The sequence below is a fragment of the Silvanigrella aquatica genome (assembly GCF_001907975.1).
Taxonomy (GTDB): Bacteria; Bdellovibrionota_B; Oligoflexia; order Silvanigrellales; family Silvanigrellaceae; genus Silvanigrella; species Silvanigrella aquatica.
In genome coordinates this window covers 2,862,716-2,889,710 of record NZ_CP017834.1, presented here as the reverse complement: position 1 = coordinate 2,889,710, position 26,995 = coordinate 2,862,716, and the positions used below count along the sequence as shown (strand labels likewise).

The 26,995-nt window shown below is 32.2% G+C and carries 28 protein-coding genes; 16 read left to right on the top strand and 12 right to left on the bottom strand.

The annotated features are described in order from the left end of the window. Positions 1-12 precede the first annotated feature (12 nt). The gene (locus AXG55_RS12295) at positions 13-1,146 is read left to right on the top strand and encodes a response regulator (RefSeq protein WP_148698406.1); all 1,134 of its coding nucleotides are present in this window, start codon (positions 13-15) and stop codon (positions 1,144-1,146) included. Between the two features lie 196 nt (positions 1,147-1,342). Here the strand turns inward: AXG55_RS12295 and AXG55_RS12290 are convergent, their stop codons facing one another. Next, positions 1,343-2,491 carry an Mrp/NBP35 family ATP-binding protein gene (locus AXG55_RS12290; RefSeq protein ID WP_233231208.1) on the bottom strand — a complete coding sequence of 383 codons (1,149 nt, stop codon included), beginning with the start codon at positions 2,489-2,491 and terminating at the stop codon, positions 1,343-1,345. A 6-nt stretch (positions 2,492-2,497) separates the two neighbouring features. Further along, positions 2,498-2,722: a NifU family protein gene (locus AXG55_RS12285; protein ID WP_148698405.1), complete on the bottom strand. Its 225-nt coding sequence runs from the start codon at positions 2,720-2,722 to the stop codon at positions 2,498-2,500. Between the two features lie 143 nt (positions 2,723-2,865). Here AXG55_RS12285 and AXG55_RS12280 point away from each other — a divergent pair, with 143 nt between their 5' ends. Further along, complete coding sequence (locus AXG55_RS12280) at positions 2,866-4,305, top strand: hypothetical protein (protein WP_148698404.1); 1,440 nt, start codon at positions 2,866-2,868, stop codon at positions 4,303-4,305. Between the two features lie 37 nt (positions 4,306-4,342). Here AXG55_RS12280 and AXG55_RS12275 read toward each other — a convergent pair whose 3' ends face one another. Further along, on the bottom strand, positions 4,343-4,783 hold the full coding sequence (locus tag AXG55_RS12275; RefSeq protein ID WP_148698403.1) for a hypothetical protein: 441 nt from the start codon (positions 4,781-4,783) through the stop codon (positions 4,343-4,345). A gap of 381 nt (positions 4,784-5,164) precedes the next feature. On the opposite strand from AXG55_RS12275, the gene AXG55_RS12270 reads away from it, so the two are divergent. From AXG55_RS12270 to AXG55_RS12255, 4 genes are read left to right on the top strand one after another with little or no spacing between them, the layout of a single operon-like run. Beyond that, positions 5,165-5,590: a hypothetical protein gene (locus tag AXG55_RS12270; protein ID WP_148698402.1), complete on the top strand. Its 426-nt coding sequence runs from the start codon at positions 5,165-5,167 to the stop codon at positions 5,588-5,590. A gap of 51 nt (positions 5,591-5,641) precedes the next feature. Next, a complete protein-coding gene (locus AXG55_RS12265) occupies positions 5,642-7,696 on the top strand; it encodes a SulP family inorganic anion transporter (protein ID WP_148698401.1) in 2,055 nt (684 codons plus the stop codon). A gap of 14 nt (positions 7,697-7,710) precedes the next feature. Beyond that, a complete protein-coding gene (locus AXG55_RS12260; protein ID WP_148698400.1) occupies positions 7,711-8,595 on the top strand; it encodes an SPFH domain-containing protein in 885 nt (294 codons plus the stop codon). Further along, on the top strand, positions 8,592-9,527 hold the full coding sequence (locus AXG55_RS12255; protein ID WP_148698399.1) for an SPFH domain-containing protein: 936 nt from the start codon (positions 8,592-8,594) through the stop codon (positions 9,525-9,527). The genes AXG55_RS12260 and AXG55_RS12255 overlap by 4 nt, the downstream gene beginning before the upstream one ends. A gap of 23 nt (positions 9,528-9,550) precedes the next feature. On the opposite strand, the gene AXG55_RS12250 is transcribed toward AXG55_RS12255, so the two are convergent. Genes AXG55_RS12250 through eno form a run of 3 tightly spaced genes read right to left on the bottom strand, consistent with a single transcriptional unit; the run spans position 9,551 to position 12,294 of the window. Then, positions 9,551-10,735, bottom strand: coding sequence for an ATP-binding protein (locus tag AXG55_RS12250; RefSeq protein ID WP_148698398.1), 1,185 nt, complete (start codon positions 10,733-10,735; stop codon positions 9,551-9,553). A gap of 9 nt (positions 10,736-10,744) precedes the next feature. Next, positions 10,745-11,014, bottom strand: a complete 270-nt coding sequence (locus tag AXG55_RS12245; RefSeq protein WP_148698397.1) for a hypothetical protein — start codon at positions 11,012-11,014, stop codon at positions 10,745-10,747. Beyond that, positions 11,014-12,294, bottom strand: coding sequence for a phosphopyruvate hydratase (gene eno, locus AXG55_RS12240; protein ID WP_148698396.1), 1,281 nt, complete (start codon positions 12,292-12,294; stop codon positions 11,014-11,016). Before eno ends, AXG55_RS12245 begins: the two co-directional genes overlap by 1 nt. A 296-nt stretch (positions 12,295-12,590) precedes the next feature. On the opposite strand from eno, the gene AXG55_RS12235 reads away from it, so the two are divergent. Further along, positions 12,591-12,944 (top strand): HU family DNA-binding protein, encoded by a 354-nt coding sequence (locus tag AXG55_RS12235; protein WP_148698395.1) that lies wholly within the window; start codon positions 12,591-12,593, stop codon positions 12,942-12,944. Positions 12,945-13,005: 61 nt separating this feature from the next. Here the strand turns inward: AXG55_RS12235 and AXG55_RS12230 are convergent, their stop codons facing one another. Further along, positions 13,006-13,329 (bottom strand): AzlD domain-containing protein, encoded by a 324-nt coding sequence (locus AXG55_RS12230; protein ID WP_233231207.1) that lies wholly within the window; start codon positions 13,327-13,329, stop codon positions 13,006-13,008. Next, positions 13,322-14,005: an AzlC family ABC transporter permease gene (locus AXG55_RS12225; protein WP_148698393.1), complete on the bottom strand. Its 684-nt coding sequence runs from the start codon at positions 14,003-14,005 to the stop codon at positions 13,322-13,324. Before AXG55_RS12225 ends, AXG55_RS12230 begins: the two co-directional genes overlap by 8 nt. A 675-nt stretch (positions 14,006-14,680) precedes the next feature. Here AXG55_RS12225 and AXG55_RS12220 point away from each other — a divergent pair. Continuing rightward, positions 14,681-16,681: a M13 family metallopeptidase gene (locus AXG55_RS12220; protein WP_233231206.1), complete on the top strand. Its 2,001-nt coding sequence runs from the start codon at positions 14,681-14,683 to the stop codon at positions 16,679-16,681. Positions 16,682-16,686: 5 nt separating this feature from the next. On the opposite strand, the gene AXG55_RS12215 is transcribed toward AXG55_RS12220, so the two are convergent. Next, positions 16,687-17,310, bottom strand: a complete 624-nt coding sequence (locus tag AXG55_RS12215; RefSeq protein ID WP_233231205.1) for a class I SAM-dependent methyltransferase — start codon at positions 17,308-17,310, stop codon at positions 16,687-16,689. Between the two features lie 217 nt (positions 17,311-17,527). On the opposite strand from AXG55_RS12215, the gene AXG55_RS12210 reads away from it, so the two are divergent. The 4 genes from AXG55_RS12210 (at position 17,528) to AXG55_RS12195 (ending at position 21,777) form a co-directional block, all read left to right on the top strand. Further along, complete coding sequence (locus AXG55_RS12210; protein ID WP_148698391.1) at positions 17,528-18,094, top strand: LOG family protein; 567 nt, start codon at positions 17,528-17,530, stop codon at positions 18,092-18,094. A 66-nt stretch (positions 18,095-18,160) separates the two neighbouring features. Beyond that, positions 18,161-20,824, top strand: a complete 2,664-nt coding sequence (locus AXG55_RS12205; RefSeq protein ID WP_148698390.1) for a valine--tRNA ligase — start codon at positions 18,161-18,163, stop codon at positions 20,822-20,824. Positions 20,825-20,889: 65 nt separating this feature from the next. Continuing rightward, on the top strand, positions 20,890-21,405 hold the full coding sequence (orn, locus tag AXG55_RS12200) for an oligoribonuclease (protein WP_148698389.1): 516 nt from the start codon (positions 20,890-20,892) through the stop codon (positions 21,403-21,405). A gap of 45 nt (positions 21,406-21,450) precedes the next feature. Beyond that, complete coding sequence (locus tag AXG55_RS12195) at positions 21,451-21,777, top strand: TM2 domain-containing protein (protein WP_148698388.1); 327 nt, start codon at positions 21,451-21,453, stop codon at positions 21,775-21,777. 7 nt (positions 21,778-21,784) lie between these two features. Here AXG55_RS12195 and AXG55_RS12190 read toward each other — a convergent pair whose 3' ends face one another. Continuing rightward, positions 21,785-22,264, bottom strand: a complete 480-nt coding sequence (locus AXG55_RS12190) for an OmpA family protein (protein WP_148698387.1) — start codon at positions 22,262-22,264, stop codon at positions 21,785-21,787. Positions 22,265-22,529: 265 nt separating this feature from the next. Here AXG55_RS12190 and AXG55_RS12185 point away from each other — a divergent pair, with 265 nt between their 5' ends. After that, the gene (locus AXG55_RS12185; RefSeq protein WP_148698386.1) at positions 22,530-23,813 is read left to right on the top strand and encodes an ATP-grasp domain-containing protein; all 1,284 of its coding nucleotides are present in this window, start codon (positions 22,530-22,532) and stop codon (positions 23,811-23,813) included. Between the two features lie 82 nt (positions 23,814-23,895). On the opposite strand, the gene rpsT is transcribed toward AXG55_RS12185, so the two are convergent. Both rpsT and rpsP read right to left on the bottom strand, forming a co-directional pair. Continuing rightward, positions 23,896-24,168, bottom strand: coding sequence for a 30S ribosomal protein S20 (gene rpsT, locus AXG55_RS12180; RefSeq protein WP_148698385.1), 273 nt, complete (start codon positions 24,166-24,168; stop codon positions 23,896-23,898). Between the two features lie 139 nt (positions 24,169-24,307). Beyond that, the gene (rpsP, locus tag AXG55_RS12175) at positions 24,308-24,571 is read right to left on the bottom strand and encodes a 30S ribosomal protein S16 (protein ID WP_148698384.1); all 264 of its coding nucleotides are present in this window, start codon (positions 24,569-24,571) and stop codon (positions 24,308-24,310) included. Positions 24,572-24,839: 268 nt separating this feature from the next. Here rpsP and AXG55_RS12170 point away from each other — a divergent pair, with 268 nt between their 5' ends. The 3 genes from AXG55_RS12170 (at position 24,840) to AXG55_RS12160 (ending at position 26,974) form a co-directional block, all read left to right on the top strand. Further along, the gene (locus tag AXG55_RS12170) at positions 24,840-25,529 is read left to right on the top strand and encodes a hypothetical protein (RefSeq protein ID WP_148698383.1); all 690 of its coding nucleotides are present in this window, start codon (positions 24,840-24,842) and stop codon (positions 25,527-25,529) included. A 37-nt stretch (positions 25,530-25,566) separates the two neighbouring features. After that, on the top strand, positions 25,567-26,550 hold the full coding sequence (locus AXG55_RS12165; protein WP_148698382.1) for a universal stress protein: 984 nt from the start codon (positions 25,567-25,569) through the stop codon (positions 26,548-26,550). Between the two features lie 76 nt (positions 26,551-26,626). Further along, positions 26,627-26,974: an HPF/RaiA family ribosome-associated protein gene (locus AXG55_RS12160; protein WP_148698381.1), complete on the top strand. Its 348-nt coding sequence runs from the start codon at positions 26,627-26,629 to the stop codon at positions 26,972-26,974. Positions 26,975-26,995 lie beyond the last annotated feature (21 nt).

Below are 26,995 nucleotides of genomic sequence, written 5' to 3'. Positions count from 1 at the left end.
AGGGGTTAATTTGTGAAAAAAATTTTAATTGCAGATTCAAGCAAAGCCAGTCTTGTTATGACCAGTGAAGTCTTTAAGGATCACTACCCAGGAGTTCAAGTTCTTGTCGCAAGAAGCTCTTCTGAGGCTTTAGAGCTTGCTAAGCAAAACGAAGGCGTAGATGCCTTTATTATTGATTATGACCTACCCGATGCCGATGGTGCGCAAACTGCTGTCAGATTAAAAAAATTATACACTATCCCTGTTTTGATTACTGCATTTGATAGACCTGAGGTTGCAAAGACAATTGAAACCTTATTAAAGCAGTATGCTGACTGTCAGAGCTGGTTAAAGAAACCCGTGAATCCCGAAGTGGTGATTGCGGTTGCTCAAAGATTTTGTGACGGCAAGGTACGAACAGAAAAGCGCGTGTCCTGTCATTTGCCTGTTTTTGCTGAAATCTTGCTTGAAAATGAAAGTGTGGAAGCTTATCAGCAGATTGTTTCTGCAATAAAAGTTAAAAAAAGTACTTCTAAGGAATCACAAACAATAAGTAAAAAAGAGGATAAAAACTCTCAAATAATAAAAAATAAGAGCATTAAAAAAACGGCAAATAAATCTGTGCCGATCTATTTTTGTGGTGTTGTGGAAGATTGTTCTCTAAGTGGTGTAAAATTAAAACCAAGTAAAAATAACAAAGCGGGATTGACAGATTGGAAGCATTTGTTGGCGAGTATGGAATTTATTTCTTCAGGGAGCTCTGTTACGTTGAAGTTACCTTCTCCCACCGATATTGAAAATGGAAGTATTGCAGAAATAACTAAAGCTCTTTTTATAATTAATAATCAAGAAAAAAGTCCTTTACTTGAAACAAGTTCTAAGAAAAAAACAGCAGCAAAAGCAGGACAAAAAAATGCTCCTGTTCTTTCTACATTAACCTCGGCAACTAAGAAAAAAGCAACAGAAAAAGATTTTGAAGATCGTATTCAGTCATTAACTGGTAAAGTTGCTTGGACAAGTTCTGAGTCAGGTGAATGGTGCGTTGGTGTTGAGTTTGAAAATCCTAATTTATCAAAAAGATTGTTTGAAGCCATACTTTCATTTCAGCTAAAGCAACAAAAAAGTAATACAAACCAATCTATGATGAAAGCATCAAGGGTTAGCTGAATTTTTTAGCAATATTAATTGGAGGTATATTTGAACTCTCGCTTAGCATTGTACTCAAATATTCACTATTAATTATATTAAAATATTTTATTTGTCAAATATATATTCAATTATAAAAAATGTTTTCTCTTTATATTAAGTATATTTTTTAACAATAATATTATATTTTAGAAAATTTTTTTGAGGATAAAATGATTTATTTTGAAAGAGAAATTGCGTTTTTAACTACTTTTTCGGCAATTTCGGCAAAACGGATGCGCACGTTATGATTGTGTTTTGAGGTCAGAGGTTCACCGGCGTCGCCCGATTCACGAATTTCTGGAATAAGTGGGATATGTCCTAGTAGGGGCACTTCAAATTTTTCAGACACGCGATCGGCACCACCTGTGCCAAAAATGTGAGTTTCCGTTCCGCAAGAAGGACATGTAAAAGTGGACATGTTTTCGACAACGCCCAAAATAGGCACTTCTGTTTTACGGAACATAGCAATTCCTTTAACTGCGTCGAGAAGTGCTACGTTTTGCGGCGTTGTCACAATGACGGAGCCTGTAATAGGAATGCTTTGTACAAGCGTAAGTTGGGCATCGCCTGTTCCTGGAGGTAAATCGATAATGAGAAAATCGAGTTTTCCCCATTCCACATCCCAAAAAAATTGTTGCAAGGCTTTCATAATCATGGGGCCGCGCCATATTACTGCGGTTTCTTCGGGTGCAAAAAAACCAAATGACATGACTTTTAAGCCATAGGCTTCGGGAGGAATGATTTTATTATTTTCATTGACGAGGGGATCTTGGTGAACATTCAGCATTGTCGGCACGCTAGGTCCATAAATATCGGCGTCGAGAATACCCACTTTATAACCTTGGTTATGTAGTGCTAGAGCTAAATTCACACTCACAGTACTTTTGCCTACGCCACCTTTTCCGCTTGCTACCGCAATAATTCTATCCACACCAGTGATAGGGCGTTTGCCTGAAGGGGGGCGCATATCAGCAGATTTAGGAGGGGCAGCTTGATGAGAATGAGTTTCCTGTGGTTGCTGTTGTGGATTTGTTTTATCCGCAGAGGGGGAAGGGGCGGGCTTTTCTTTTCTTTCAAAATAAACTGAAAAATTCGAAATATTCTGAGATGTTAAATGTAAGCGAATGAATTCTTCAATACCCGTTTTAGCGGATAAGTTTAACCCATCGGAATAAAAGCGAATTTTGAAGTTCCCAGAATCTTCCTCAACGGCATGAACCCTCTCTGACCAGGAGACGGTACCTAGTGAATTTAAAACAATATCTGTCAGTAAGGATTCAAGCTTTTGAATAGCCTCTTTTGTGATTTTATTTGTTTTTTCCATTATAAATTACCAAACTTGCTCAATGCCTTTTACTTCAGGCATTTGATCCATAAGCATTTTTTCAACTCCTTGATATAAGGTCATTGCACTAGAAGGACAATGGGAACAAGCACCTACAAGTCTTACTTTGACAATGCCGTCTTCAACATCAACAAGTTCTATATCTCCACCATCCGATTGAAGGGCAGGTCTAATTTGTTGTTCAATAATTTCTTTAATCTTTGCAATCATTTATAAGAACCTTTCAAAATATTTCAACCTCTTGTGCGGTTGATAATTGTTTCTATATAAGCATAGTATCTGAAGTTACTCGGTCAAGGGGGCTTGATTGAGTATTTTGAGTATTATCATATATAAATATGGGATGAATCAATTTGTTTTTTATAAATCGTTGTATTGAAGAGAGTTTATTTAGAAAATCGCGCGGTTTTTATTGTATTATAGCCGGAACAATGGCTTTTTTTTCGGTGCATCCCGCTTTTTCTGAAGAAACGGCATATATAACTGATAATTACAAATTAACGTATGGAAGTGTGATAAGAGGTTCGCTCAAGACAGCCTCTGATTATTTCTCTATTAATAGTATCCCAAATCAGAATTTAGAGAATCAAGCATCAAGTGCGGCTGCTTATAGTGTTGATTTCTTATCCGCACGTTTGGGATTGGAAATTAAAGATATAGGTTCTTTGAAAACGCGCGTCGATTATTTTTGGCAAAATCCTATTCAATATAATCTTTATCCAAAAGATTATTCGCAAAAAGAATTATTATTTAGGGATTTATATATAGAAATTCCTTTTCAAAATAAAGGATTTTCTATTTGGTTGGGAAGAAGAACATTTGAATTTGATGAAATTTATTTATTTCAAAAGGAAAATCCTTTTAATCAGATTGAATTGCAAGGTTTTGGTTATTCTTCAGATGTTTTTCAAGCCTCTTTTTCAGTCAATAAAGAAACAGTATTTACGACGGGGACAGATCAAAATAATGTAACAATACTTGATTCATTAGGAAAACCAAAATTATTTCAAAATGATGATTATATTTTTACAGCATTTCTCTCCGGAAAATTTTTATTATCTGAGGGAAAAATTTTTCAGCCTATATTGACTTTGCGAGCTTATGAAAGTCGCTCAACAAGCAATCCTCAAGGTGTTCAAAAAAATACCGTGACAACGAGTTCTTCATTTATTGCGGGAGGAATTTTTTCGAGACCTATTTCGGATGGTTTAAAGGGAACAACGACAATCTGGTTTGAATCCTTGCCAGCAGATAAAACAGCGACTCCAGATAATAATACGCAAAATGGATCTTATTATGGAGAAGGACGCATTCCCCCTAATTATCCCCAAAATACCATTGGTTTTGCTGATTCTTCTGAATATTATATAAACCGCAGAGGTGGTTTGCTCACAGGAATTGTGTTATTAAATAATACGTATGCATCTAGCTTGCCTGTATTAATGATTTCAAGTGATAGAAAATCTTTAATTCCTGATAGTAACAGCTCTTCTCGAACAATAAATCGTGTGAGTATTGCAATACAACCGGTTTTTTATTTTACAAATTATTTACAATTAGGATTAGATACAAATTATAATTATGTTTCTAAAAAATTGATTGCCAACGATGCTAACTCTTTTGTAATAACACCTATTCTAAAGTATGCCTTTGATAAACAATTAAAAACGACAAAATATATTTATACAAGCATTAGTTATGGACATTATGATTGGAAAGTAAAAACTTTTTCCGATGGCTCAAAAACCGATCAATTATTAACCACTCAAACTGGTATTTACTTTAATTTTTAGCGTAATTTTAATTAATTAAAATTAAAAATTTGAAAAATTATTCAACGCTATTATCCTTAATTTCTTCTTTTTTAACAGCTATTGAGGGGTCTTTTTTTTCTACTTTTATAAGTTTTAATTTTCCATCTGCTGAATTTATTACTAGTGAAATATTTTCTCCCCAGTCACTTGAAAATTGATCGAATTCAGTAGGAAGATTTGTTTTATTTTTTGTTATACAAGACCATTTACCGGCGTTTAAGCCAAGACCATCATTGTAATAATTATCACCCCAATCAAATGTTTCGGTCTTTCCGGGTTTAATAGGACGTGAGGTCATTGAGATGTTTGATTTTTCTTCTGTGGCGTTTTTACATGAAAGAGTAATATCTTCTTTTGAGTTATTTTTTAATTTCCATTTTGTCGAACTTTCAGAAGAAAATGCTAATAAGTGGGTACTTATTACGCCAAAAGTTAAAACTTGAATTAATTTTTTCATATATTCTCCTAAAATTGATAAAGAATAATTATGTCTAATTTACTAGTAAAAAGTATATAATTAATAATTTTAAAGATATACTCTCAATGAAACTGTTTGAGAAAATTGAAATTGTTGCTGTAGGTATTCTTGTTTTTACTTTTATAGATGTCAAATGATGAGTGTCAAAAAAATGAATAACACGTATTCTTCTTTAATGATTATTTAAATATTTATAAAAAAATATTTAAATAATATAAATGATTTCTAACTTAATCCATTTATATTAGATATGGAATTTATAATTTATCAAACATAAATAATTAAATAATAATATTGACTGTTAAAAATTTTAAGTATATTTTTTAAATGTAAAAATTTAATTAATAAAAGAGGTATATTATGGCTTTAAGAGTAATAGTTACATTATTGTCTCTGATTTTTATGAAAATTTATGCAAATAATTTCGACATTTCAGAAATAGAAGAATCGAATTGGAGAGGTACTTATTGCAGTAGCTATGGTGATAATCTTTTCTATGGAAATTATAACTATAACTTTAAAAAAAATAATCAGATTGAAACTTATATAGAATATTATTCTGACTATAGATGCAAAAATAAATCTGGTCAATGGAATGATATACAAACTAAAGGAAATTATAAGATAAAGAATTTATATTTTCAAAACGAATGGGTTTTTTATGATTTAGAAGTAAATTTAGAACACTTAAATCATCCCTTATTTTTTCAGGTAAAAATTAAAAATAATGATATGATGATTTGCAATGAGTCAAAAAGATGTTCTAATTATGTAAAAATTAAGTAATTATATTTTATTTCAATTTAAATAAAAACTATAGAAAGAAATTTATTAAATATGAAAAAAATAATTGAATTAAAAAAATATAATCAAACTTCAATTACAAAAAATTTAAATAAAAAGAAAAATTATCAAGGAAATTTTAAAGAAAATTTTTTAGAATTAAAAGAAAATTGGCTTGAAGTATTAAAGGGAAAAAGTATTTTACAAGATACTTTATCAGCTATAACTGTTGCCTCTGTTGCACTGCCTTTGAATATTGCATTAGCTGTAGCCTGTGGATTACCTGCAAGTTCAGGTTTAATAGCGGGTGCAATTGGGGGTGGACTTGCTGCAATTTTTGGAGGTTCTTCGTTACAAGTTACAGGGCCAGCAGCAGCGTTAAATGTTATGGTATTAGCAATTACCAAGGACTATGGAGCAATTGGTGTATGCTTTGCATGTATTATTATTGGTATTATTCAATTGGTACTTTCATATTTATCTGCCGGCAGATTTATAAAATATGTTCCAGAAGCAGTTTTAGCGGGCTTTACAACTGGTGTTGGTATTAAATTATTAGATAGTCAAATACCTGAGTTATTTGGTTTCGATTATACAGTTATGCAGTTACTGAATATGATGAGTCATCCCATATGGCTCACTGAAGTTTCTTGGATTGCTGTAGTCTGCGGTCTTTTTGTCGCTTTATTCGTAACTTCTTGTAGGCAATTTAAACAATTCCCTGCTTCTTTTGTTGGAATTGTCATTATTACAGCTCTTGCTATTCATTTAAATTGGAATGTAGAGCGTGTTGGAGTTATCTCCGCAATTCTTCCTTCACCTAGTTTTCCATTAATAAATTCTGAAAAATTTATGAGTTTAATAATTGCAACTATTCCATTGGCATTTTTAGCTTCAATTGAAACTTTATTATCTGCACAAGCTGTAGATAGAATTTCAAATTCAAAAAAAGAACATAATTCTAATTTAGAATTATTTGGTCAAGGATTAGGAAATTTTGGATCGGGATTAGTAGGTGGAATGCCAGTATCTGGTGTCATCGTGAGATCAACTGTCAATGTACAAAGTGGAGCCAAAACACGATTATCATCATTATTACATTCAGTATTAATAATTGCGTCTATTATTTATTTTAGCGAAATTATGTCTTCAATTCCACTTGCTGCATTAGCTGGTTTATTGTGTGTGGTTGGAATTAGATTAATAGAAGTTAAAGTTTTTTTCCATTTAATTAAGACAAGTAAACTCGAATCTTTTGCTTTTTTATCGGCAGCAATAGGTACTGTTGTAGGATATTTATTATCAGGAATATTTATTGGATGTTTCTTATTTTTTCTTGAAAAATGGCTTAATAAGCCTTTAGAATTAAATAAAAAAAAGGAGTCACTTAGAATAAATAGAAGAGCTATTATAAATAGTAGCATAAGGGAAAATCTTTCAAAAAAGCCAACACACTTTGAACTAGATTCTGAAAAAATAAGTTGGCTGAGTCAAATTCGAGATAAAGCTTCAATAGCAGCATCTTCATTTGTACATCAGAAAGCTTCTATTATTGGAAAAGTTATTTTAGGAGAACATGTACATATAGCAGCAGAAAGCTCGATAAGAGCGGACGAAGGAACGCCATTTTACATAGGTTCAAATTCAAATATTCAAGATGGAGTCGTGATTCATGCTTTAAAGGAAAAATGGATTTCTGTAAGTGGAGAAGACTGGGCAGTATATATTGGTGAAAATGTTTCTGTCGCTCATCAAGCATTGGTTCATGGACCTTGCTACATAGGAAATAATTCATTTATTGGTTTTCAAGCAATTGTTCATGATTCTGTGGTTGGATCTCATTGTTATATTGGAATTGGTGCTATTGTAGTTAGTGTTGAAATTCCTGATGGACGCTATGTTCCACATGGAATGGTTGTCGACAGTATTGATAAAGTAGATTTGTTACCATTAGTAACAGATTCTCATAAGCACTTTAATGAAGATGTTGTTGATGTAAATAAAGGATTAGTAGTTGCATATAAAAAATTTAGTGGTCAATCCCTAAACTCAACAAATATAAATATGAATACTTTGAAAAAATTAATAACAGCAAATGATAAATTTTAATATGGAGATTCATTATGTTTTTACAGATTTTAGTAGGATTTTATATTGGTTTATCAATTTATATTATATTTTTATTTAAAAAAATATTCTTTCAAGTTAGTGAAGGACATTTAGCAGTTTTAACTAGTTTTGGAAAAGTGGTTTTTAAAAATGAAACAGAAAAAAGTTTAAAAACATTTCAGTCTGGGCTTCATATGAAATGGCCGTGGCAAAAAGTACATTTTATCTCAATCATGGAACAAATGATAGATCTTTCAGGAGATGATGGCTGTACAATGGCAATGGCGTCAGATGGGACTCTTCTTAGAATTGATTCAAAATTAAGATTTACTCCGCTCAAAAATGAACTGTATTCTTTTTTGTTTTCAATGGAAAGATCTTTTGAACACATCAAAGGTTTGTTTATCTGCTTATTACATCAAGAAATTGGTTCATTTGATAAAAAAAACCCAATAAATAATACTACAAAATTAAATACAGAAGTAAGTTCTTTTGCTTCTATAAGAAGCAAAAGAGGGTTATTAAATATACAAATTCAAGATTTTTGTAAAAATAAAATCCCAAATAGTTATGGAATTGAATTTAATGGAGTTGATATTACAGATATTCTCCCTCCAAATGAATTGGCCAATGCCTTAAATGCTGTAATTAATTCTCAAAGTGAAGCACAAAGATTATATGCTTTAACTGAAGCAGAATGCGAACAAAGATTATTGGCGGCAAAAAAAGGTATAGCAATTGCAAAAGCTAAAGCAAAGGCTATCGAAGAAGATATACAGAAAATTAGTGAAGTTTTAAGTGAACTTCAAAGAAATAATACTTTAAATTTGTATATTGAAAGAAGAAGTATGGAAGTTTATTCTGATGCAAAAATTTCATATATTAAGAGGACATTATGAGTTCAGACGTCTTAAATTATGTTTTAGGAATAATTTTTGGGGCTACTTTAATTCCAATTTTATTTTTATTTTTTAAATTATTTGTGATCGAAGTTCAAAATGAAACAAATATATTAGTTTGTCGTTTTGGAAAATTACAAAAACTTATTTCAAAACCAGGGATATATTTTTGGTATGATAAAATAATGCCTTGGAGCCAAATTATTTCTGTTTCATTGAAAAAAGATTTTAGATGTTTTGAGGAAATTCATGTTAATGACTCCAGGGGAACAACATTAATTATAGATTTATGGGTTGAATTTCGAATTGAAGATCCAATTAAGGCTGTTTTTCATGTAGAAAATTTGGAAAGATTTTTACAAAGTATACTTTCTAGTTCAGCGACATCTGTTTTAGGTACATATGAATTTCAGTATATACTTGCAAATCGTAGTGAATTGAATGAGGTATTAAAAAAAGATATTGCGAAAGAATTAAAACGATGGGGAATATTTATAGAATTTATTTTTATAAATCGTTTGAGTTTATTGCCAGATGTTTCTAGACAATTATTTGATACGGTAGCAGCTAAGCTAGAAAAAACCAAAGCTGGTATTGAGGAAGCGGGCCGTCTTGAAGCTCAACTATTGGAGGCTGAAACATCATCTAAAGTCTCATCCTTGCTCGCAGAAGCAAAGGGACAATATAGCTTAAGCGTCAGTATGGCATATCAGGAACTTGCTTCGAATCCAGAACTTTTTAACTCTTATAGAAAACTCTATGAACTTTCATTAATCAAACCGCATAGAACAATTGTATTTCAAGGATTTGGCGCCGATGAATTATCTTCTGTAGAAGCAGCAATGACAATGTTACCAGGGATAGATGATACTAATTTAAATAATGTTATTAAAAATACAGAGACTCACAATCACAACTTAAATCATTCATAGAGAGATTGCTTCGCCAAAATAAATTATTTTTTTGATGAATATAAATCTAAAAAGCCTTTGCCCAAATATCGTCTATAGCTAGGTAAACCTATAAAGTCGATAAATTCTGAGACTTCATAAATTCTTTCATACATTCTAGCACCAATGCGTTCGAGTAATGTTTGCGTCCAAAAGGATTCGTGAACGGGAATATTACCTTGGCTGGCATTGGTTTTTCCTTCTCGCCAAAAATCGTTGACTTCTTTATTTAACGTACGAGGAATATCTTTATCGTCATATTTATAACTTTTTGGTAAATAATTTGTTGTGATGACAGTAATTTTTTTTGCATTGTAACGATAATTTATGAGATCATCTAACTTTTCCAATTGCCATTCGTTTTCATTACGACCTTTACCGAGTTCATCGATAACGAGGATATCGATTTCACGAAGTTGTTTTAATAAACTTTCACCAGATCTTTTTTGCTCATATTCAGCTTTAATTTGATTGAGTAAAAATTGAAAATCAATAAATCGTCCCGATAATCCATAATTGATAATAACCATTTTTAATGCCGCAACGGCAAGTAATGTCTTTCCAGAACCCACAGGGCCAAATAAAGTGACAAAATATTTTTGCTCCTTGCTCTGCTCATCTAATATATTTAAAGCAACTTGAGTACAAAATTTATGAATTTTTTGAATATTTTCATTTAATTTATTTGATTGCATTTCGTTTAAATGATCGTCTTTAAATGAAGAAATATCGGCTCCCATATATTTACTGGGAATTTCGGCTTTGTTTAGTAAATGCACTAATCTTTCGGTGTGTGTGCAAGAACAAGTGTTAGGGCTAATCTCTTCAGTAACATGTTCTGTTTCGCCATCTTCTGTTTCAAAAATATGCACTTTTGATAAAACACGATGCCCCGATCCTTCGCATAGCGCGCAATTTAAGCGGGGATTGCAGGCAGGGCACACAGCAAAATAGGAGCCTCGTGATGTATTAGAAATATAAATAGGCTCAGAGGGTTCATTTTCTTCAATATCGTCAGAGTCCTGGTTATCTGTGGTGTTCTCTTCGTGAGAATGGGAATATTCATTTTTACCACATAAGCAGGGCAGTGAAGTTTCTTTTTCAGAGTTTTCTGATTCTTCCTGTTCTCTTAATTCAGCTAAATTTTGCAAAGAGATAAATATGTCGTCAAAAGAACGATTCGCACTCATTTTTTTCACCTAAAATTCACTCGTTTTTATTAAAATAGAACGAACTTTTTTCGATAGGGGTAACAAAGTTGTGGGAAAAGTTTTAGATTTTATTTTACAATCTTCAGCATATTCCAGCATAGTTTGAACAATAAAATCCGGCTTTATCCCGGATTCTTCCCAGGCATTTAGGATGTCTAAATCAACAGCAGAAAGTGATATCCCCTTGCCTCTCAACTCAAGAAACAACTCTACTACCAATGAATACTCAAAACTTGAAGAACTATCTGAAGAAACCATTAACTACGTCGTCCCATTCTCCAAGAAAAGCTTGCCGTACTGCCAAGTTCTTCTTCAATGCGAATGAGTTGGTTGTATTTTGCAACACGATCGGTACGGGAAGCGCTGCCTGTTTTAATCTGACCCGCATTTGTTGCTACGGCAAGATCAGCAATAAAGGTGTCTTCGGTTTCTCCGCTGCGGTGTGAAATGATTGTCGTGTATCCATTGATTTTAGCAAGTTCTATAGCTTTTAATGTTTCTGTTACGGTACCAATTTGATTTAGTTTTATTAAAATGGAATTGCCAATATTTCTTTGAATGCCTTTTGCAAGTAATTTAGGGTTTGTAACAAAAAGATCGTCACCTACCAATTGGATTTTATTTCCCAGGCGTTCTGTTAAAACTTTCCAACCTTCCCAATCATTTTCATCAAGTCCATCTTCAATGCTTACAATAGGATATTTATTGCAAAGTTTTTCATACATATCAACCATTTCTATGGATGATTTTTTTACGCCTTCGCCATCTAAATGATATTTTCCATCTTTAAAAAATGAACTCGCGGCAACATCGAGAGCAAAACTGATTTGAGTGCCAAGTTTATAACCTGATTTTTCAATAGCAGAGGTTAAAAGTTGAAGAGCTTCTTCATTGTTTTGTAAGTTGGGCGCAAAACCACCCTCATCTCCTACAGTTGTGGTTAATTTTTTATCATGGAGAACTTTTTTAAGTGTATGAAATACTTCTACTCCGGCGCGGAGGGCATCTGAAAAATTTGAAAACCCATGGGGTACTAGCATAAACTCTTGGAAATCAAGATTGTTGTCAGCGTGAGCTCCGCCATTAATAACGTTCATAAGGGGGACCGGAAGAGTTTTAGCGAAGGTGCCACCTAAATATCTAAAGAGTTGTAGTCCCGCTTCTTCTGCAGCCGCTTTGGCACAAGCCATCGATACGGCGAGAATGGCATTGGCGCCAAATTTAGATTTATTTTCTGTTCCATCTGCTTCAATAAGGAGATCATCAATGGCAGATTGCTCAGAAACATCAATCACACCTTCTAATAAGGGAGCAATATGTTCTTCTATATTTTCGACTGCTTTGAGTACGCTTTTGCCATGATAAATTGATTTTTCTCCATCACGTAATTCGCATGCTTCATGTTCACCTGTGCTTGCTCCCGATGGAACGGCAGCGCGGCCAATGTAGCCTTCTGCTGTTAAAACTTCTACTTCTACAGTTGGATTTCCTCTGGAATCGAGGATTTGACGGGCGCGGATGGCATCGATAAGTGACATAAAGACTCCTTTTTGATAAAAAAATAGGCATTACGGCTGTCCTACTCATAAATTTGTTATGCTACAATTTCTATTCGTCATCAATAGTCCGCCAAATAGAGATGAGGTAGTGCCGATTATACGCTAGCTTTATTACAATTTTTTCGGTGGGCTATTGACTTGTACAATGATTTCCTTATATTTAAGTAACAGGAGCTTGCAGAACTTCCATTTTATAAAGAACTTACGCCAATTTTGGCGCATAAAATGGTGTGCATTTTGTTCTTGTTATTTTTCTCACAAAGGAGGCGTTCCCTATGGCTAAGCCAGAAACTGTTTCTACTAGTCAAATGATTGCGAATGTTGCGGCGAAATTTGATCAACTTCCTAAAAAAATAACAAAAGAAGTGATCGCGGATTTTTTAAATACTGTTGAAAGCGAAGTTGCTTCAGGCAAAAAGCTTCGCATAGACAAAATCGGAATTCTTCAAGTTAAAGAACGCGCACCACGCATGGGGCGCAATCCACAAACAGGGGAAGAAATTAAAATTCCCGCATCTAAAAAAATTGCTTTCCGTGCAGCAAAATCATTGAAAGAACAAGTCACAGGTTCACGTTCTGCTTCTAAATCTAAAAAAGTAGCGGCAGCTGTTTCCAAGAAGAAAAAGTAATTAAAAAGACTTCAAATTCATAAAGCAAGCTTATTATGTGCTTGCTTTTTTTGTTTTTATTTTAAGAATAGTTAAGCAGAATATAATAAATTCCTGTTCCGAGAATCATGCTTGTCAATATGGAACGGATGCAGCAATAAATAAATATCGATACAGCGCAAGATGCCCAACCATTTATTAAAAAATTTGAGTCAATCTCTTTTAAAGAATATATGGAATGTATCGTCAATATCCCCATGAGACAAACAGGTAGATGTTGCCCTGTTTTTTTTATGAGTTTATTTTTGATATTTCTTAGAAAAATAAAAGGCACAATTCTTGTTGTATATGTCACAATACTCATGATTATAATAGCTGAAACAACATATGTCTGATATCTATCCAATGATATTTTTCTCCTCATCATGATCGCTTAAATATATTTTAAAATAAATAATAAAGAAGCTGAGAAGCATACTAAAAAATAAAACTTCTTTAACACCAATGACTTTAAAAAAAATATAAGAGGAAATTCCTGCAGCTAAAGAAAAAATATCCTTATTTAATTTAAAAGTATCAACTGTCAAAATAGCAAAAAGTGCAACAAGAGAAAAAAATAAAAAATTTATATTAACACCCAATAACTCTTTGTGCATAAATATCCCAATAAATGTTCCAATAATCCAGTAAATATGGCATAAGATTATTATCGTTGCTTCATATTTTCTAGCAGAAATTGGTTTTTTAGCATTTATGATAGAGAAGGATTCATCTGTTAGGCCAAATATTAAATAGCTTTTTAAAAATTTATTATATTTAAATTTATCTAAAAATGCGATTCCATAAAAAATATGTCTTAAATTAACAAGAAAAGTAGCAATAGCAATACTAAACAAAGAGCCTTGTGCTGCCAAAATAGGAATTGCAATGAATTGAGCAAACCCTGCATACACGAGAGTGCTCATTAAAATTCCAAAAATCCAATGTAAATTTAAGCTTTGAAATAGTACTCCAAATGCAGCTCCTAATAGTAGATATCCAAATGCTGTTGGTTTAGTATCTTTTAAAGCTTCAATTATCATAAATAAACCTATATTTTAAGATTTTAAATCGCAGCATAAATAGATATTCCTAAAAATAATTTAATATTTTTTACGATGTATTTATTTAGTAATAAAATATTGAATGAATTCATATATATAAATTTGTATTCATATTCAAATAATACTTTCATAAATATCAAATCACCCAAAAATTTTTTTTAAATACTGGAATTAGCAAATATTCCAAATTTTATTGTAAATAGTTTGTTTGAAAAGATAAGTCAAATAATTTATTATAAAAATTTCATTTAAAATCATCAAATATCTTTATAAAGAATTATTATTTGAATTTATAATTAAATTATAAAAATATATTTAATTATAATATAAATATATTTAAAATTCATCAAATAAATTTTTATAAGATATTCTTGTTATATTAAATCAAATATTTATGTCACAAATTGCTATCCAATAATTTTTTTTAGTTTATAACTTAGCTTTCCAAATCAAAATAAATATAATAAGATTTTTTAGGAAGCTATAGTTTGACTAAATTTTAGGCTGTTTGGATTTCTATAAAGAATTCAAATAACTTCTAATTAGGTAAAAATTATTTTTTTAAATTTAAGGATGCTAAATTCGGTAATTGACAAATAATTATATAAAAATTATCATAATTTATTTATGACAAATTTAAATAAGGTAATCCATATGCAAAATTATAAAAACAAGTTAATTTTTTCACTATCCCTAGTTTCAATTCATATGCTTGCTTATTCACAAGATTTTCCAACCATTCCAGATGCACAATTTACAGTTCCCCAATACAGGGAATTCAAATTAAATTCTGAAATATCTCCTTGTAATGATTTTTATCAATACGTTTGTTCTTCTGAAATTGCAAATTTCAAAATACCTGAAAGTAAAAGTCGATATATTTTTAGCTTTAATGATTCCGCTGAAAAAATTAAAAAGCAAAGATCCGAATTTATTAAGTCTATTTTAAATAAAAATAATTTATCTTTTCAAAATAAAATGATAAAAAATTATTATAACTCATGTATGAATATTGATTCTAGAAAAAAAGAAGAAATTTCCTATATTAAAGATTATAAGTATCAAATTTTAAAAATGAAAAAAGAGGAGTTACTTGAAAAATTTGCTACAGAATCTATTTCTGGAGATGCAAGTTTTATTGTTATTGATGATATGGAAAATATTAATAATCCTCTTATAAAAGATGTTTTATTTTATTATGGATTACCCTTGAGTGTAAATGAATATTATAAAAATGAAAATTTAATTTCAGATTATAATGAAATAATTACAAATTTTCTTGAACTAGCAGGCATGCCAAATGCCGATAAAAATGCAAAATTCATTATAAAATTTGAGAAAAATATTGCAGATATATATCCTTCCAAAGCGGAATTAAGAGATATTCAATCGCAGGATAATTCAGTAAGCAGAGATTTTTTAATTTCTAATTATACTAACTTACGTTTCGATGTCATGCTTAAAAATATCAATGAAAAAGTAAACGTAAATCTTATGCCAAAAGATGTTTTTTCTACAATCGATAAAAGCCTAAAAGAGGCAAGATTAGAGCAACTTCGTGCCTTAGCTATGTGGAATAAAATTTCATTAAATACTATAAAATATTCTTATCCTGATTTTTTTGAAAAAGTAAAAGATTTCAAAAATAAGTATTATGGAGTTTCAAAAATTGAAGAAAATCTTGATTTACAATGCACGCAGTCAACTGTGGATAATTTAGAAAGGACTTTAGATTATCAGATTGTAAATAATTTATATAGTAATTTTCCTTCCGATCGTGTAAAAAATATTGTTGAAAAAGTCCAACAAACGACTCTTGAAAATATCCAAAAAAATACTTGGCTTTCAAGTGAAGCAAAAGATACGGCTAAATTAAAAATAAAAACAATGAGTTTTCAACTTGTAAAGCCTGATAAAATAGAAGATTGGAAGTTGGAACCGAATTTATTTCTAAATGAAAAACAATTTTTAAATAATAAAAAATTATTAGAGGTTAAAAAATTTAAAAAATTAATGAAAGATATCAAAAAGCCAGTTAATAAAAATGAATGGCATATGTCTCCTTTAACAGTAAATGCCTATTATAATCCGAGAGCAAATCAATTTGTTATGCCCTTAGGTATTTTACAGCCGCCTTTTTTTGATAAGACAAAATCTGATAATGTGAATTTTGGCTCTGTAGGGATGGTTGTGGCTCATGAAATAGGACATTCTATTGATGATCAAGGTGCTAAGTTTGACGAAAATGGTGCATTAAAATCATGGATGAGCTCTGAAGATCTTGCTCAATTTCAAAATAAAACTAAAAAAATAGTTACATTATTTGAGAAAGATAAAATTGATGGGAAGTTAACTCTGGGAGAAAACATTGCCGATTTTGTGGGCGTACAAAACGCTTTTCAATCCGCTTTTCCAGTTCAAAATAGCGAAATACATAAAGATCAACAAGACTTCTTTGTCCAATATGCTAAAACTTGGTGTGGCGTGGTGCAGCCAAAAGAAAGAGAGTTTAGAATAAAAACAGATCCTCATTCACCTGTAGAATTACGAGTTAATAATCAAATGAAGCTATCTGTGAATTTTGAAAAAACCTTTTCTTGTAAACAGGGAGATCCTATGACACTTCCTGAAAATGAAAGAATAACTCTTTGGTAATGTGATTATAATTTCTTTATTATTGTGCAAAATAGTGCTTTAGGTAACGGACTTGTATTTCCCTGATAAGTTGTTTTAAGCATTGTTTGCACATGAAAATAGGTATTAAATATCTTTTGAATATCAAATTCAGAAAGTCGCCAAGGCCCCACTTCTCTCTCTGGTTCATCAATATGAAAACACTTTAAAAATAATGTTCCTTTAGATTTTAATAATTTTAAAATATTATTTACATACACGCCGCGCTGTTCTGGAGCTATAACGTGAAAACAGCCCCGGTCAAAAATATAATCAAATTTGTTTTGTAATTTCGAGTTTAAAATATCATCCTGAAGAAAATTAATTTTAAATTCTTTATAGCTCTCTTTGGCTTTTTCGATTGCTGATTCTGCAATATCTGTTCCTGTAACGTCAAAACCCATTTGTGATAATTGTACAGCCTGTGTTCCTGGTCCTGTTCCTATATCTAAAAATTTGCCGTTATTTATTTTTTTTAATTGTAAAAACTTTTTAAGATCAGAGTCGAGTTCTTCAAAAAACCATGGCATGTTAGATACGGCATTTTCTTGGTATAATTCAACCCAATTTGGAAAACGTTCCTTGGGACTGATGTTTAAAATATCATTCATTTGAAACTCCTTATTTAAAAATTCATGATTTCAATTTCTTTTAAATTATATTTCTGTTTCCTTTTTAATTTATTATTAAGGGATTATTTAACACTCAAATGCAATCAAGCTCAAACTTTCTTATATCAAGTTGTTTTATCAAAAGTTTTCAATTATTGAAACATTTCATATGAAAAAATATTGCATATGAATTCAAAAGTGAAATATTGAGGATGTCATGAAGAGAATAGCAGTTTTTTGTGGTTCAAATTTTGGGAATAAAACAATTTATCGAGATGTTGCGAAAGAGTTAGGGTGCCTCATGGCGCATCGGGGAATTTCCCTGGTCTACGGAGGTGGTAAGGTCGGTCTCATGGGTGAGATTGCCGATTCTGTCCTTGCTCAAAAGGGTGAAGTGATTGGTGTCATGCCGCAATTCCTGGTGGATAAAGAAGTAGCGCACAAAGGCCTTTCTGAATTACATGTTGTTCAAACAATGCATGATCGAAAAGCTTTAATGGCTGATTTATCCAGTGGATTTGTTGCTTTACCAGGAGGCTTTGGCACTGTTGAAGAGTTTTTTGAAATGATCACGTGTCTTCAGTTGGGCTTACATAAAAAACCTTGCGCCGTTTTGAACGTTGATGGTTATTTTGATTCCTTATTTCATTTCGTAGATTATTCTGTCACTGAAGGGTTTATCCGTTTAGAAAATTCAAATTTAATTATTCGTGAAAATAATCCTGAATTACTTTTAGATAAAATGAAGAATTTTAAGACTAATCATGTTGATAAATGGATTTGATTAAGTTGTGCCTCATATATTTAAGTGGTAATAAAAACGGGTATGTTTTAAGCAAAGGAGTCTCCCGTGACCAAATTTGAAGCTTTTACAAAAGCCTTCGATCCTTCTCAAGTAGAAGAAAAATTACGCAACTATTGGAATAAAAATCACTTTTATAAATCTACCCGCAATCCTAACAAAAAACCTTATACCATTGTCATGCCCCCACCCAACGTCACGGGCGACCTCACCATGGGGCATATGATGTTCACGTTACAAGACATTCTTATTCGTTGGCACAGAGCCAAAGGGTTTGAAGCGTGTTGGATTCCCGGTACCGATCATGCCAGTATTGCTACCGAAGCAAAAGTAACAAATATGCTGAAAGAAAAAGGCATTTCTAAAAAAGAAATAGGGCGTGAGAAGTTCTTGGAACACGCGTGGGAGTGGAAAGAAAAATACGGTGGCCGTATTGAAGGTTATTTGAAAACTCTGGGTATCAGTTGTGATTGGTCACGAAATACGTTCACTATGGATGAAAAGTATTCTTCTGCGGTTATCAAAGGAATTGTGAAGCTTTATAAAAATGGCCTTATTTATAAAAGTCACCGTCTCGTCAATTGGTGTCCCGTAAGTCAATCCGTTATTTCCGATGAAGAAGTTCTTCCGGAAGAACGCAATGGTTCTCTCTGGCATATTCGTTACGTTGTTGAGGACAATCCCAAGGAAAGTCTTATTGTGGCGACAACACGTCCCGAAACTTTATTTGGGGATTTGGCCATAGCGGTGCACCCCAGTGACGATCGTTATGCGCATCTCATTGGAAAAAATGTTATTGTTCCTATTTGTAATCGAAAAATCCCTATTATTGCTGATCATTATGTTGAAAAAGATTTTGGAACGGGAGTTCTAAAAATCACACCGGCACATGACATGAATGACTTTGAAGTGGGGAAAAGACATAATTTAGGTTTATTGAATATTTTACATCCCGATGCGCGTTTAAACGATAACGTACCAGAATCTTATCGCGGATTAGATCGCTATGTGGCACGTAAAAAACTCGTCATAGAATTAGAACAAGTTGGATTATTAGATAAAATTGTTCCTCATAAACTTGTCATCGGTATATCAGAGCGCGGCAATGTTCCTATTGAGTATTATTTAAGTGAGCAATGGTACATTAAAATGGACAAAATGGCAGAAATGACATTGGATGCCACACGTTCTGGACGTCTCAAGTTAATTCCTGCGCATCAAGAAAAAACATGGGAACATTGGCTTACCAATATTCAAGATTGGTGTATTTCTCGTCAATTGTGGTGGGGACACCGCTTACCGATATATACTTGTGACAGCTGTTCTCACGTCCATTGTGAAGAACGGGCGCCTTTAAAGTGCCATAAGTGCGGTCATGGGAAACTCACTCAAGATGAAGACGTTCTTGATACCTGGGCCAGTTCCTGGCTCTGGCCTTTTGGCGTGCACAATTGGGCAAACCCTTCCGAGGAAGAAAAGCTTGATTTGGAATATTATTATCCCACAGATGTTATTGTGACAGGCGCCGATATCATCTTTTTCTGGATTGCACGCATGGTCATGGCAGGGGAGTATTTTACACAAGAAACGCCCTTTAAACATTGTTACTTTACGCCTATTGTCCGCGATGCTAAGGGAAGAAAAATGAGCAAATCTCTTGGCAATTCTCCCGATGTTACAGGAATTATGACAAAGTATGGCACCGATGCCATGCGTTTCTCTTTGGTAAATCAAATTGTCACAGGGCAAGATATTTTTTGGAGCGATGATTGCTGTGAACTTGGTAAAACATTTGCCAATAAAATTTGGAATGCCACACGATTTTTAACCATGAACGCAGAAAAACTCGATATCAATCCTGCAAATATCTCATTTGATAATCTTAAAATAAGACCCAATGATGAAATAATGGGATGGATTACCAGTGAATTTTTTGATGTTGTTCGTAAAGTTCACGATAATATTGCACGTTATGAATTTTCTCAATACTCAAGCTCAATGTATGAATTTATATGGATGACATATTGTGACTGGTTTGTGGAATTATTAAAACCACGTTTGTCCGATGAAAATAATAAAAAATTAGCAGGTGAAACTTTAACATTAGCATTCCAGATTTTTGATGGTATTCTTCGTATTATGCATCCTATAATGCCTTTTATTACAGAAGAAATTTGGCAACAATTAAATCCAAATAATAACGGAACAACTCTTGGTTTTGCGAAATTACCTGAAGTACTTCCTCATATGATTGATGAAAACTCCATTCAACACATGAGAGAAGTGCAAGCCGTTGTTGTTGCCGTCCGAGCGATTCGCGGTAAATTCAACATACATCCGGCAACTGAATTAACTGTTTACTTAAAAGATTCTCAATCTCGTTTTGGAAATTTAACTCCACAAATGGAAGCATTGGCGAAAGCAAAATTTTATTTTGCTACAGAACAAAAAGGCTTTTGTGCCCCTAGTTTGGTGAATAACTCTGAAATTTTTGTGAGTTTAGAAGGACTTGTGGATAGACAAGCGGAACGCGATCGTCTTTTAAAGAAAATTGAAAAAGTAACAGGAACTATTTCAGGAGTTGAAAAACGTCTGAGCAATACAGAATTTGTGAAAGGGGCTCCTATGCACATTCTGGAAGGCGCCAAAAAGCAACTTGCAGATAATCAAAAAGAACTTGAAATGTTGCAAGATTCGTTAAAGTTACTTTAACATTAAAGAGAGTATTTTCAATGCTCTCTTTATTTTTATCATTTGTTTGCTGAAAGAATTTTGAAATGAAAAACTTATTTTGGCTTGATATGGAAATGTCAGGCTTAGATCATACTAAGGAACGGATATTGGAAGTGGCACTTCTTGTTACAGATCTCTCCATGAATGTCGTAAAAGAATATGAAGCCATTGTTTATCAAGATCAGAGTATTTTACAGGGTATGGATGCTTGGTGCACAGAACATCACGGTAAAAGTGGTTTGACAGCTAAGGTAGCAAATGGGAAACCCGAAGTTGATGTTGAAAAAGATCTTGTTAAAATTATTCAAGAGTTTTCGCAAAATGATCGCGCCGTGTTAGCAGGTAATTCCATAGGACAAGATAGAAAATTTATCGATCAGTGGATGCCTGATTTTGCAAAAACATTGCATTATCGAATGCTTGATGTTTCAAGTTTTAAAATTTTATTTGAAGGTATTTATAATAAAAAATATGATAAAAAGCATAAGCACAGAGCTATAGATGATATCTTGGAATCTATAGGTGAGTTAAAACATTATATGCAATTTATTAAAATTTAATTTTTTTTTCGAAGATCTTTAACAATTTAATAGTAGGAAATTTAAATGAATAGAATTCATACGGATGATAATACGAAACATTGCAAAGATTGCGGTAATATAATAAATATGAAGGCAGAAATCTGTCCACAATGTGGCTGTCGACAAATAGAAGCCCCTTATAATACCGGGCGCAATCGTTTAGCAGCGGCTCTTTTTGCTTTTTTTCTAGGTGGATTTGGTGTTCATAAGTTTTATTTAGGAAGCGTAATGCTGGGAGTTCTTTATCTTTTATTTTGTTGGACTTTTATCCCAACCGTCATAGCATTTATTGAAGGAATCTTATATTTAATTATGTCTGATAGTGAGTTCAATAATAAATATAATAAGTAAAAAGTATTTATTTTACCTGTACGACTTCACCGCGACGATTTTTCGTCCAAGCTTCTTCTGTGTCGCCTTTTACCGCAGGTTTTTCTTCTCCAAAACTAATTGTATCTAAGTCATTAGTCACTTTGTTTGCTGTTAAATAATTTTTAAGTGACATCGCCCTTTTCATGCCTAATGCCATATTGTATTCGGACGAACCTCGGTTATCAGTATGTCCTTGTATTTGAACTTTAATTTTTGGGTTTGCTTTCAAGTATTTTACAATCTGATTTGTATTTTCTTTTTGGTCATTCTTAATATTGTACTTATTAAATTCAAAATAAATAGTCTTGAGCTCGCCCGGTTGTTCTTTAGAAACTTCGGCTGGTTTTGCATCAGATGTTTGTGCTGCTGTATTACTACTTTCGCTTTTGTTAGAACTAGAACAGCTTATAGTTAATAAGGAAACAGAAAAAAATGATGTTAATAGTATTATTTTAGAATGATTCATGGCTCTCTCCTAAGTTGATATTTTGCAAAATATGGCATTTTAACGCCCCACTATAACCATAATGAATGAAATAGGAAAGGATTTTGGGCAAGAGATGTTAAAATTTTTTTATCTTATTTGTAATTATTGATTTATAGTAAAAAATATATTAAAAGATTTTTGATTTTTTGAAATTTATTTTTAATAATCATAGAAAATTGCATTGCGATATTTTTGATATATTTTTTAAAATTAAAATTTTTAAGTAAGGAGTTTATTCCTAAATATGAAACATATTCTTGTTCTGACCTTACATAAAATTCATGAATTTCAATTTGAAGATTGGTTAAAAAATTTTGATAATGAAATTATGTTGAGTTTAATACTAGATTATGAAAGTACGACTGAAGATGAAATTATAGAATTAAAAAATAAAAGCATATTCAAATTTATCAAGTCCTATGAAAATTACTTAAATAATGGAAATGTTTATTTAGATGTAATTAAACTGCATCAAGAGTATCCGATTTCTGACATCATTTCTTTTGGGGAAGATGATGTTATTCGTTCAGCACGATTGAGAGATAAGTTGGGAATAAAATATGGTCAGTCTATTGAAAATGCGATGAATTTTCGTGATAAAATTTTAATGAAAGAAAATTTATTAAGGCATAATATTGCTGTTCATCAAGGTATACCACTTGAAAATCCTCTTTCGCTTATTAATTTTGTGGAGAATTTTCAATTACCTATTTTTATTAAACCCAGGACAAGTTCGGGCTCTGTATTTGGTAAAAAAATATCAGATAAAAATGAACTTATTGGATTCTTAGAAATAGGCTTTACGCCTCGTATACCTTACTCAGAATATGTTTCTGATTTGTGTGTTGAAATCTTTCAAGCGGGCGATTTGTATCATGTGGATGGTATTTGTATTGATGGCGAAATTCCATTTATTTGCCCTAGTAAATATTTATTTAAAGGTCTGCAATTAAATAATTTCTCGCAAAATAACTATTCGGGAAGTTATATGCTAAGTGATGATAACCCTATTTTTAATAAATTAGTTTCGTATGTGGAAAAGGTCTGCAAAGCTTTTTCTTTGCCGAATGGTTACACTTTTCATGCCGAAGTTTTTGTCGATGAATTTCAAAATCTTTCTTTATGTGAAATTGCTTGCCGCACCGGAGGAGGAAGAATAAATGAAACAATTGAATTCGCAGCAGGAATTAATCTTAATAAATTACAATTTTTATTGCAAAGCAGAATTCTGTCTAGCAAAAATGCTCTTCATTTATTAGCGCAGGACAATTTGAAATCATTGTGTGGATTCTTTTTAATTCCTCCTCAAGAGGGAGTTTGTAAAGCAATTCCAAATTTTTCTGAAATAAAAAGTATAAAAAAATCAAAATTAAATATTTCGCTCGGAGAGCAAGGCTGGAGGCGTTCCTTTAGTGGCGACTCTTTTGGTTATGTGATTGTCGAAGGGAATCATGAAAAAGATTTAATGGGAAAAATAGAGCAGGCTATAAATTTTGTTATAGATAATTTAAAATTTGAAATAAATTAATTTAAATATTATCGTCACAATAATAAAAAGCCTCTTTGTCACAACAGCAACAAAGAGGCTTTTTTGTAAAGCAAAATAAAACTTATTGAGCGTTACGTGCTTTGTTTACAAATGCATTTAGTCTGCTAATACGGCGTGCCATATTGTTTTTATGAATAGAGCCTTTTTGACGTGTTTTCGCAATAACAGATTGTGCATCACGTAAAAGTGCATCGATATTAGAGAAATCTTTCTTTTGAACTGCTTCGAGTACTTTTTTTACAGTCGTCTTCATTGCGCTCATATTAGCGCGGTTGCGAAGGCGACGTACTTCAGTTTGACGAGCGCGTTTTTCGGAAGAAACATGATTAGCCATTGATAAGCTCCAAATAGTATAAGTATATGCTGCTAGAAAAAATTAAGTGAGAGCGCATAGACTTGCTTGAACCAATCTCACACTTAACAAAGCGATTTAGGAGCCCTGGATACCTAAATCGCTAAATTGAAAAATAAATTTAAGCTTTTGCAATTTCAGCAAGATCAATTTTTTTGATTTTGAGTAAATTTGCAACAGTGTCCGTAGGACGGCAGCCAACGCCATACCAGTGAGCCATTCTGTCTGTTTTAAGTTCGACAATGGAAAGATCAGTCATGGGATTGTAGTGACCTACGCGCTCAATAAAGCGGCCGTTGCGCGCATTACGAGAGTCTGTAACGACAACATGATAAAAAGGGCGACCTTTGCAGCCGTGGCGTTGAAGTCTAAATTTGAGAGCCATTGAGAAACTCCTGTATGGGCGAAGCCATTTTATAGGGCACTTGCTGCGGAAAAGTATATAAAAACACTATTGTCTTTAAAGAAATTCAGCACAGGGTGCATTGCTAGGAAAACTACACTTTGAAAAGCATAGTGCAAAGGCTCGTGATAAAATCTTATAATTAGAATGTCAAGGAAATAAGCATACTTTTCAAATGTATGAAGAATCAGAAAGACAATTAAGATAGAGTGTAAGGAATTGATAATATTTCAAAATTGAGGTTCAAACTGTGACTTCTGAGTTTATATTGCATGCTCTTTATATTACTGAGGATTTAGCTGTAGGAAAGATACTTCATGGAGCCTTTCTTCGCTGTGGCGCTAAAAAAGTAATTGGATGTCAAAAAATACCAGAAGCTATTGATATTATAGTAAAAAAAAGATTTAGACCACATCTTGTTGTTGAAGATGTTAAGATATTTGAGCAGTATCACTTTTTTCCTGTGCAATTTCTCAACTCCTGTAAGCGTTTTATACCACCACCTCCAGCCCTTGCTCTGTGTCATACGGATGCTTCCTTTGACTTAAAATTATTAAAATCGGGTCATTTTATAGATTATGTCCCTAAGCCCTTGAACGAGAATTTTTTAGAGCAGAGAATGCGGGGTGTTTATGAAAAAAGCTATTCGTATCATAGGAGTGGCATGTTAGAGGAAGTGATTGACACCTTAATCAATGGGAACGAAATACAAAAGGCTTACGCACTCTTGGTGCCCGCCTTGGCAAGGCACACAAAATCAATAGATTACATAGGTTTGCTTGCAAAAGTTTTGTTTGAATTAAAAGAAATCCGTTTTGCCGAGCTTTCGGCGCGTTATTTAATGGGTGAAAATAAGGATAATATCTTTGCAAAAACAATGCTTACAAAAATATTGCTATCAACAGGTCGTGTAAAAGAGGCGAATAAGCTAGGTTTATAAGATAAAAATTGCTAAAATCTCATGAGGAGATTCTAATATGCAAATGATAAAGAAAATCCTGTGTGTAACAGATCTTTCTCTAATTTCTCGAAATGCGGAAATAGCAGCATTGCGTTTGACTGATCTTTTTAAAGCCGAAATGACCGTCTTAAGTTGCGGTGAATATTATGCACATGTCCCTAATAATTATTTTGATGAAAATATCATTCAGCCGCAACCCGATTTTCCACATACAGAAGAGTATTTAAAATTTGTAGAACAAAAAAAATTAGAAACAATAGATCATTTTAATAATATTTCAAAAATATTTAATTTAAAATTACCTGAAAATATTATTTATGAAATTAAGTTAGAAAATGAAGTGACTGCCGCCATTGATGTTATTGAAGAAAAAAATTATTCCTATGATTTAATAGTAGTTGTAAAACAAAATAATAATTTTTGGGAAAAATTATTATTTGGATCTCCTGCTATAGAAATTTGTGAAGAAAGTCATATTTCGACACTCTTAATGCCGGAGTCAGAAGAATGGGCTAGTTGGATGCCAAAGGGAATTATTGTAGGCTCTTCTTTGACAGAAGAAAGTAAACTAGCAGAAATTTTTGCCTCAGAATTTGCTTTAAAAACAAATTGTGAAATTTCAATATTACATATTATTGATACCGTGAATTTACATTTTGATATGAATGTCTCTCATATTTTTCCTATTGATTATGTTCCTTCTCAGGTTCAGACACAAACTATCGATGAAATTAAAGTGCAAAGAATAAATGAATTAAATAAAATTAAAGATAAATTAAAAGAAGATTTTAATTTAAAAAATATCCATAATCATATGGATTTAGGGCGTGTTGGTGATGAAATTTTAAAATATATAAAAAAATATCAACAAAATAATTTGCTTGTCATTGGTGCATCTGGTGGAAGTGCATTAAAAAGATTTTTTCTTGGTAGTAAAACTATTGCCATAGAAGAAGCTTGTTCTATCCCACTTTTAATTGCACAAAAAATTTCCAGCTAAAAAATGTAAAAAGGCTAGCCTAAATATAAAAAATAATATACTGTTTATTTAGACCTCATTGAATGAAGGAGTGTTTATGTCAATACAAGTCGCTGCCCACGGATTCGATCTTACTCCCGCATTAAAAGACGCTTGTGAAGCAGAAACAAAGGATAAACTAAATTCTATTGCATTATATCATATTTCAACAAAATGGACTTTATCTATTGAAAGAGAAGATCAAATCGCTCATCTCATTTGGATAGACGGAATTTTTAATGGAAATGTTACCGTAAAATCTTCAGATATGTATAATAGCATTCATCAATGTGCAAAAAAAGCTCTTGAACAAATGAAAAAAAGTCATGAAAAAAAACAAAATCATCACCATCATAAAGGCAGTAAATTAAATTTTGAAGTCCCTGTAAACGAATACGAGTCATAATAAATCAACAAACTTATATTT

What these genes read in the sequence shown, in the direction of transcription:
- AXG55_RS12210 (WP_148698391.1), top strand. Translation starts at nt 17,528, where the DNA reads ATGAAGAGAATAGCAGTTTTTTGTGGTTCAAATTTTGGGAATAAAACA.
- AXG55_RS12245 (WP_148698397.1), bottom strand. Translation starts at nt 11,014, where the DNA reads ATGGTTTCTTCAGATAGTTCTTCAAGTTTTGAGTATTCATTGGTAGTA.
- AXG55_RS12225 (WP_148698393.1), bottom strand. Translation starts at nt 14,005, where the DNA reads ATGATAATTGAAGCTTTAAAAGATACTAAACCAACAGCATTTGGATAT.
- AXG55_RS12265 (WP_148698401.1), top strand. Translation starts at nt 5,642, where the DNA reads ATGAAAAAAATAATTGAATTAAAAAAATATAATCAAACTTCAATTACA.
- AXG55_RS12185 (WP_148698386.1), top strand. Translation starts at nt 22,530, where the DNA reads ATGAAACATATTCTTGTTCTGACCTTACATAAAATTCATGAATTTCAA.
- AXG55_RS12165 (WP_148698382.1), top strand. Translation starts at nt 25,567, where the DNA reads ATGCAAATGATAAAGAAAATCCTGTGTGTAACAGATCTTTCTCTAATT.
- AXG55_RS12160 (WP_148698381.1), top strand. Translation starts at nt 26,627, where the DNA reads ATGTCAATACAAGTCGCTGCCCACGGATTCGATCTTACTCCCGCATTA.
- AXG55_RS12220 (WP_233231206.1), top strand. Translation starts at nt 14,681, where the DNA reads ATGCAAAATTATAAAAACAAGTTAATTTTTTCACTATCCCTAGTTTCA.
- AXG55_RS12270 (WP_148698402.1), top strand. Translation starts at nt 5,165, where the DNA reads ATGGCTTTAAGAGTAATAGTTACATTATTGTCTCTGATTTTTATGAAA.
- eno (WP_148698396.1), bottom strand. Translation starts at nt 12,294, where the DNA reads ATGTCACTTATCGATGCCATCCGCGCCCGTCAAATCCTCGATTCCAGA.
- AXG55_RS12190 (WP_148698387.1), bottom strand. Translation starts at nt 22,264, where the DNA reads ATGAATCATTCTAAAATAATACTATTAACATCATTTTTTTCTGTTTCC.
- AXG55_RS12260 (WP_148698400.1), top strand. Translation starts at nt 7,711, where the DNA reads ATGTTTTTACAGATTTTAGTAGGATTTTATATTGGTTTATCAATTTAT.
- rpsT (WP_148698385.1), bottom strand. Translation starts at nt 24,168, where the DNA reads ATGGCTAATCATGTTTCTTCCGAAAAACGCGCTCGTCAAACTGAAGTA.
- rpsP (WP_148698384.1), bottom strand. Translation starts at nt 24,571, where the DNA reads ATGGCTCTCAAATTTAGACTTCAACGCCACGGCTGCAAAGGTCGCCCT.
- AXG55_RS12195 (WP_148698388.1), top strand. Translation starts at nt 21,451, where the DNA reads ATGAATAGAATTCATACGGATGATAATACGAAACATTGCAAAGATTGC.
- AXG55_RS12275 (WP_148698403.1), bottom strand. Translation starts at nt 4,783, where the DNA reads ATGAAAAAATTAATTCAAGTTTTAACTTTTGGCGTAATAAGTACCCAC.
- AXG55_RS12250 (WP_148698398.1), bottom strand. Translation starts at nt 10,735, where the DNA reads ATGAGTGCGAATCGTTCTTTTGACGACATATTTATCTCTTTGCAAAAT.
- AXG55_RS12290 (WP_233231208.1), bottom strand. Translation starts at nt 2,491, where the DNA reads ATGGAAAAAACAAATAAAATCACAAAAGAGGCTATTCAAAAGCTTGAA.
- orn (WP_148698389.1), top strand. Translation starts at nt 20,890, where the DNA reads ATGAAAAACTTATTTTGGCTTGATATGGAAATGTCAGGCTTAGATCAT.
- AXG55_RS12235 (WP_148698395.1), top strand. Translation starts at nt 12,591, where the DNA reads ATGGCTAAGCCAGAAACTGTTTCTACTAGTCAAATGATTGCGAATGTT.
- AXG55_RS12255 (WP_148698399.1), top strand. Translation starts at nt 8,592, where the DNA reads ATGAGTTCAGACGTCTTAAATTATGTTTTAGGAATAATTTTTGGGGCT.
- AXG55_RS12285 (WP_148698405.1), bottom strand. Translation starts at nt 2,722, where the DNA reads ATGATTGCAAAGATTAAAGAAATTATTGAACAACAAATTAGACCTGCC.
- AXG55_RS12215 (WP_233231205.1), bottom strand. Translation starts at nt 17,310, where the DNA reads ATGAATGATATTTTAAACATCAGTCCCAAGGAACGTTTTCCAAATTGG.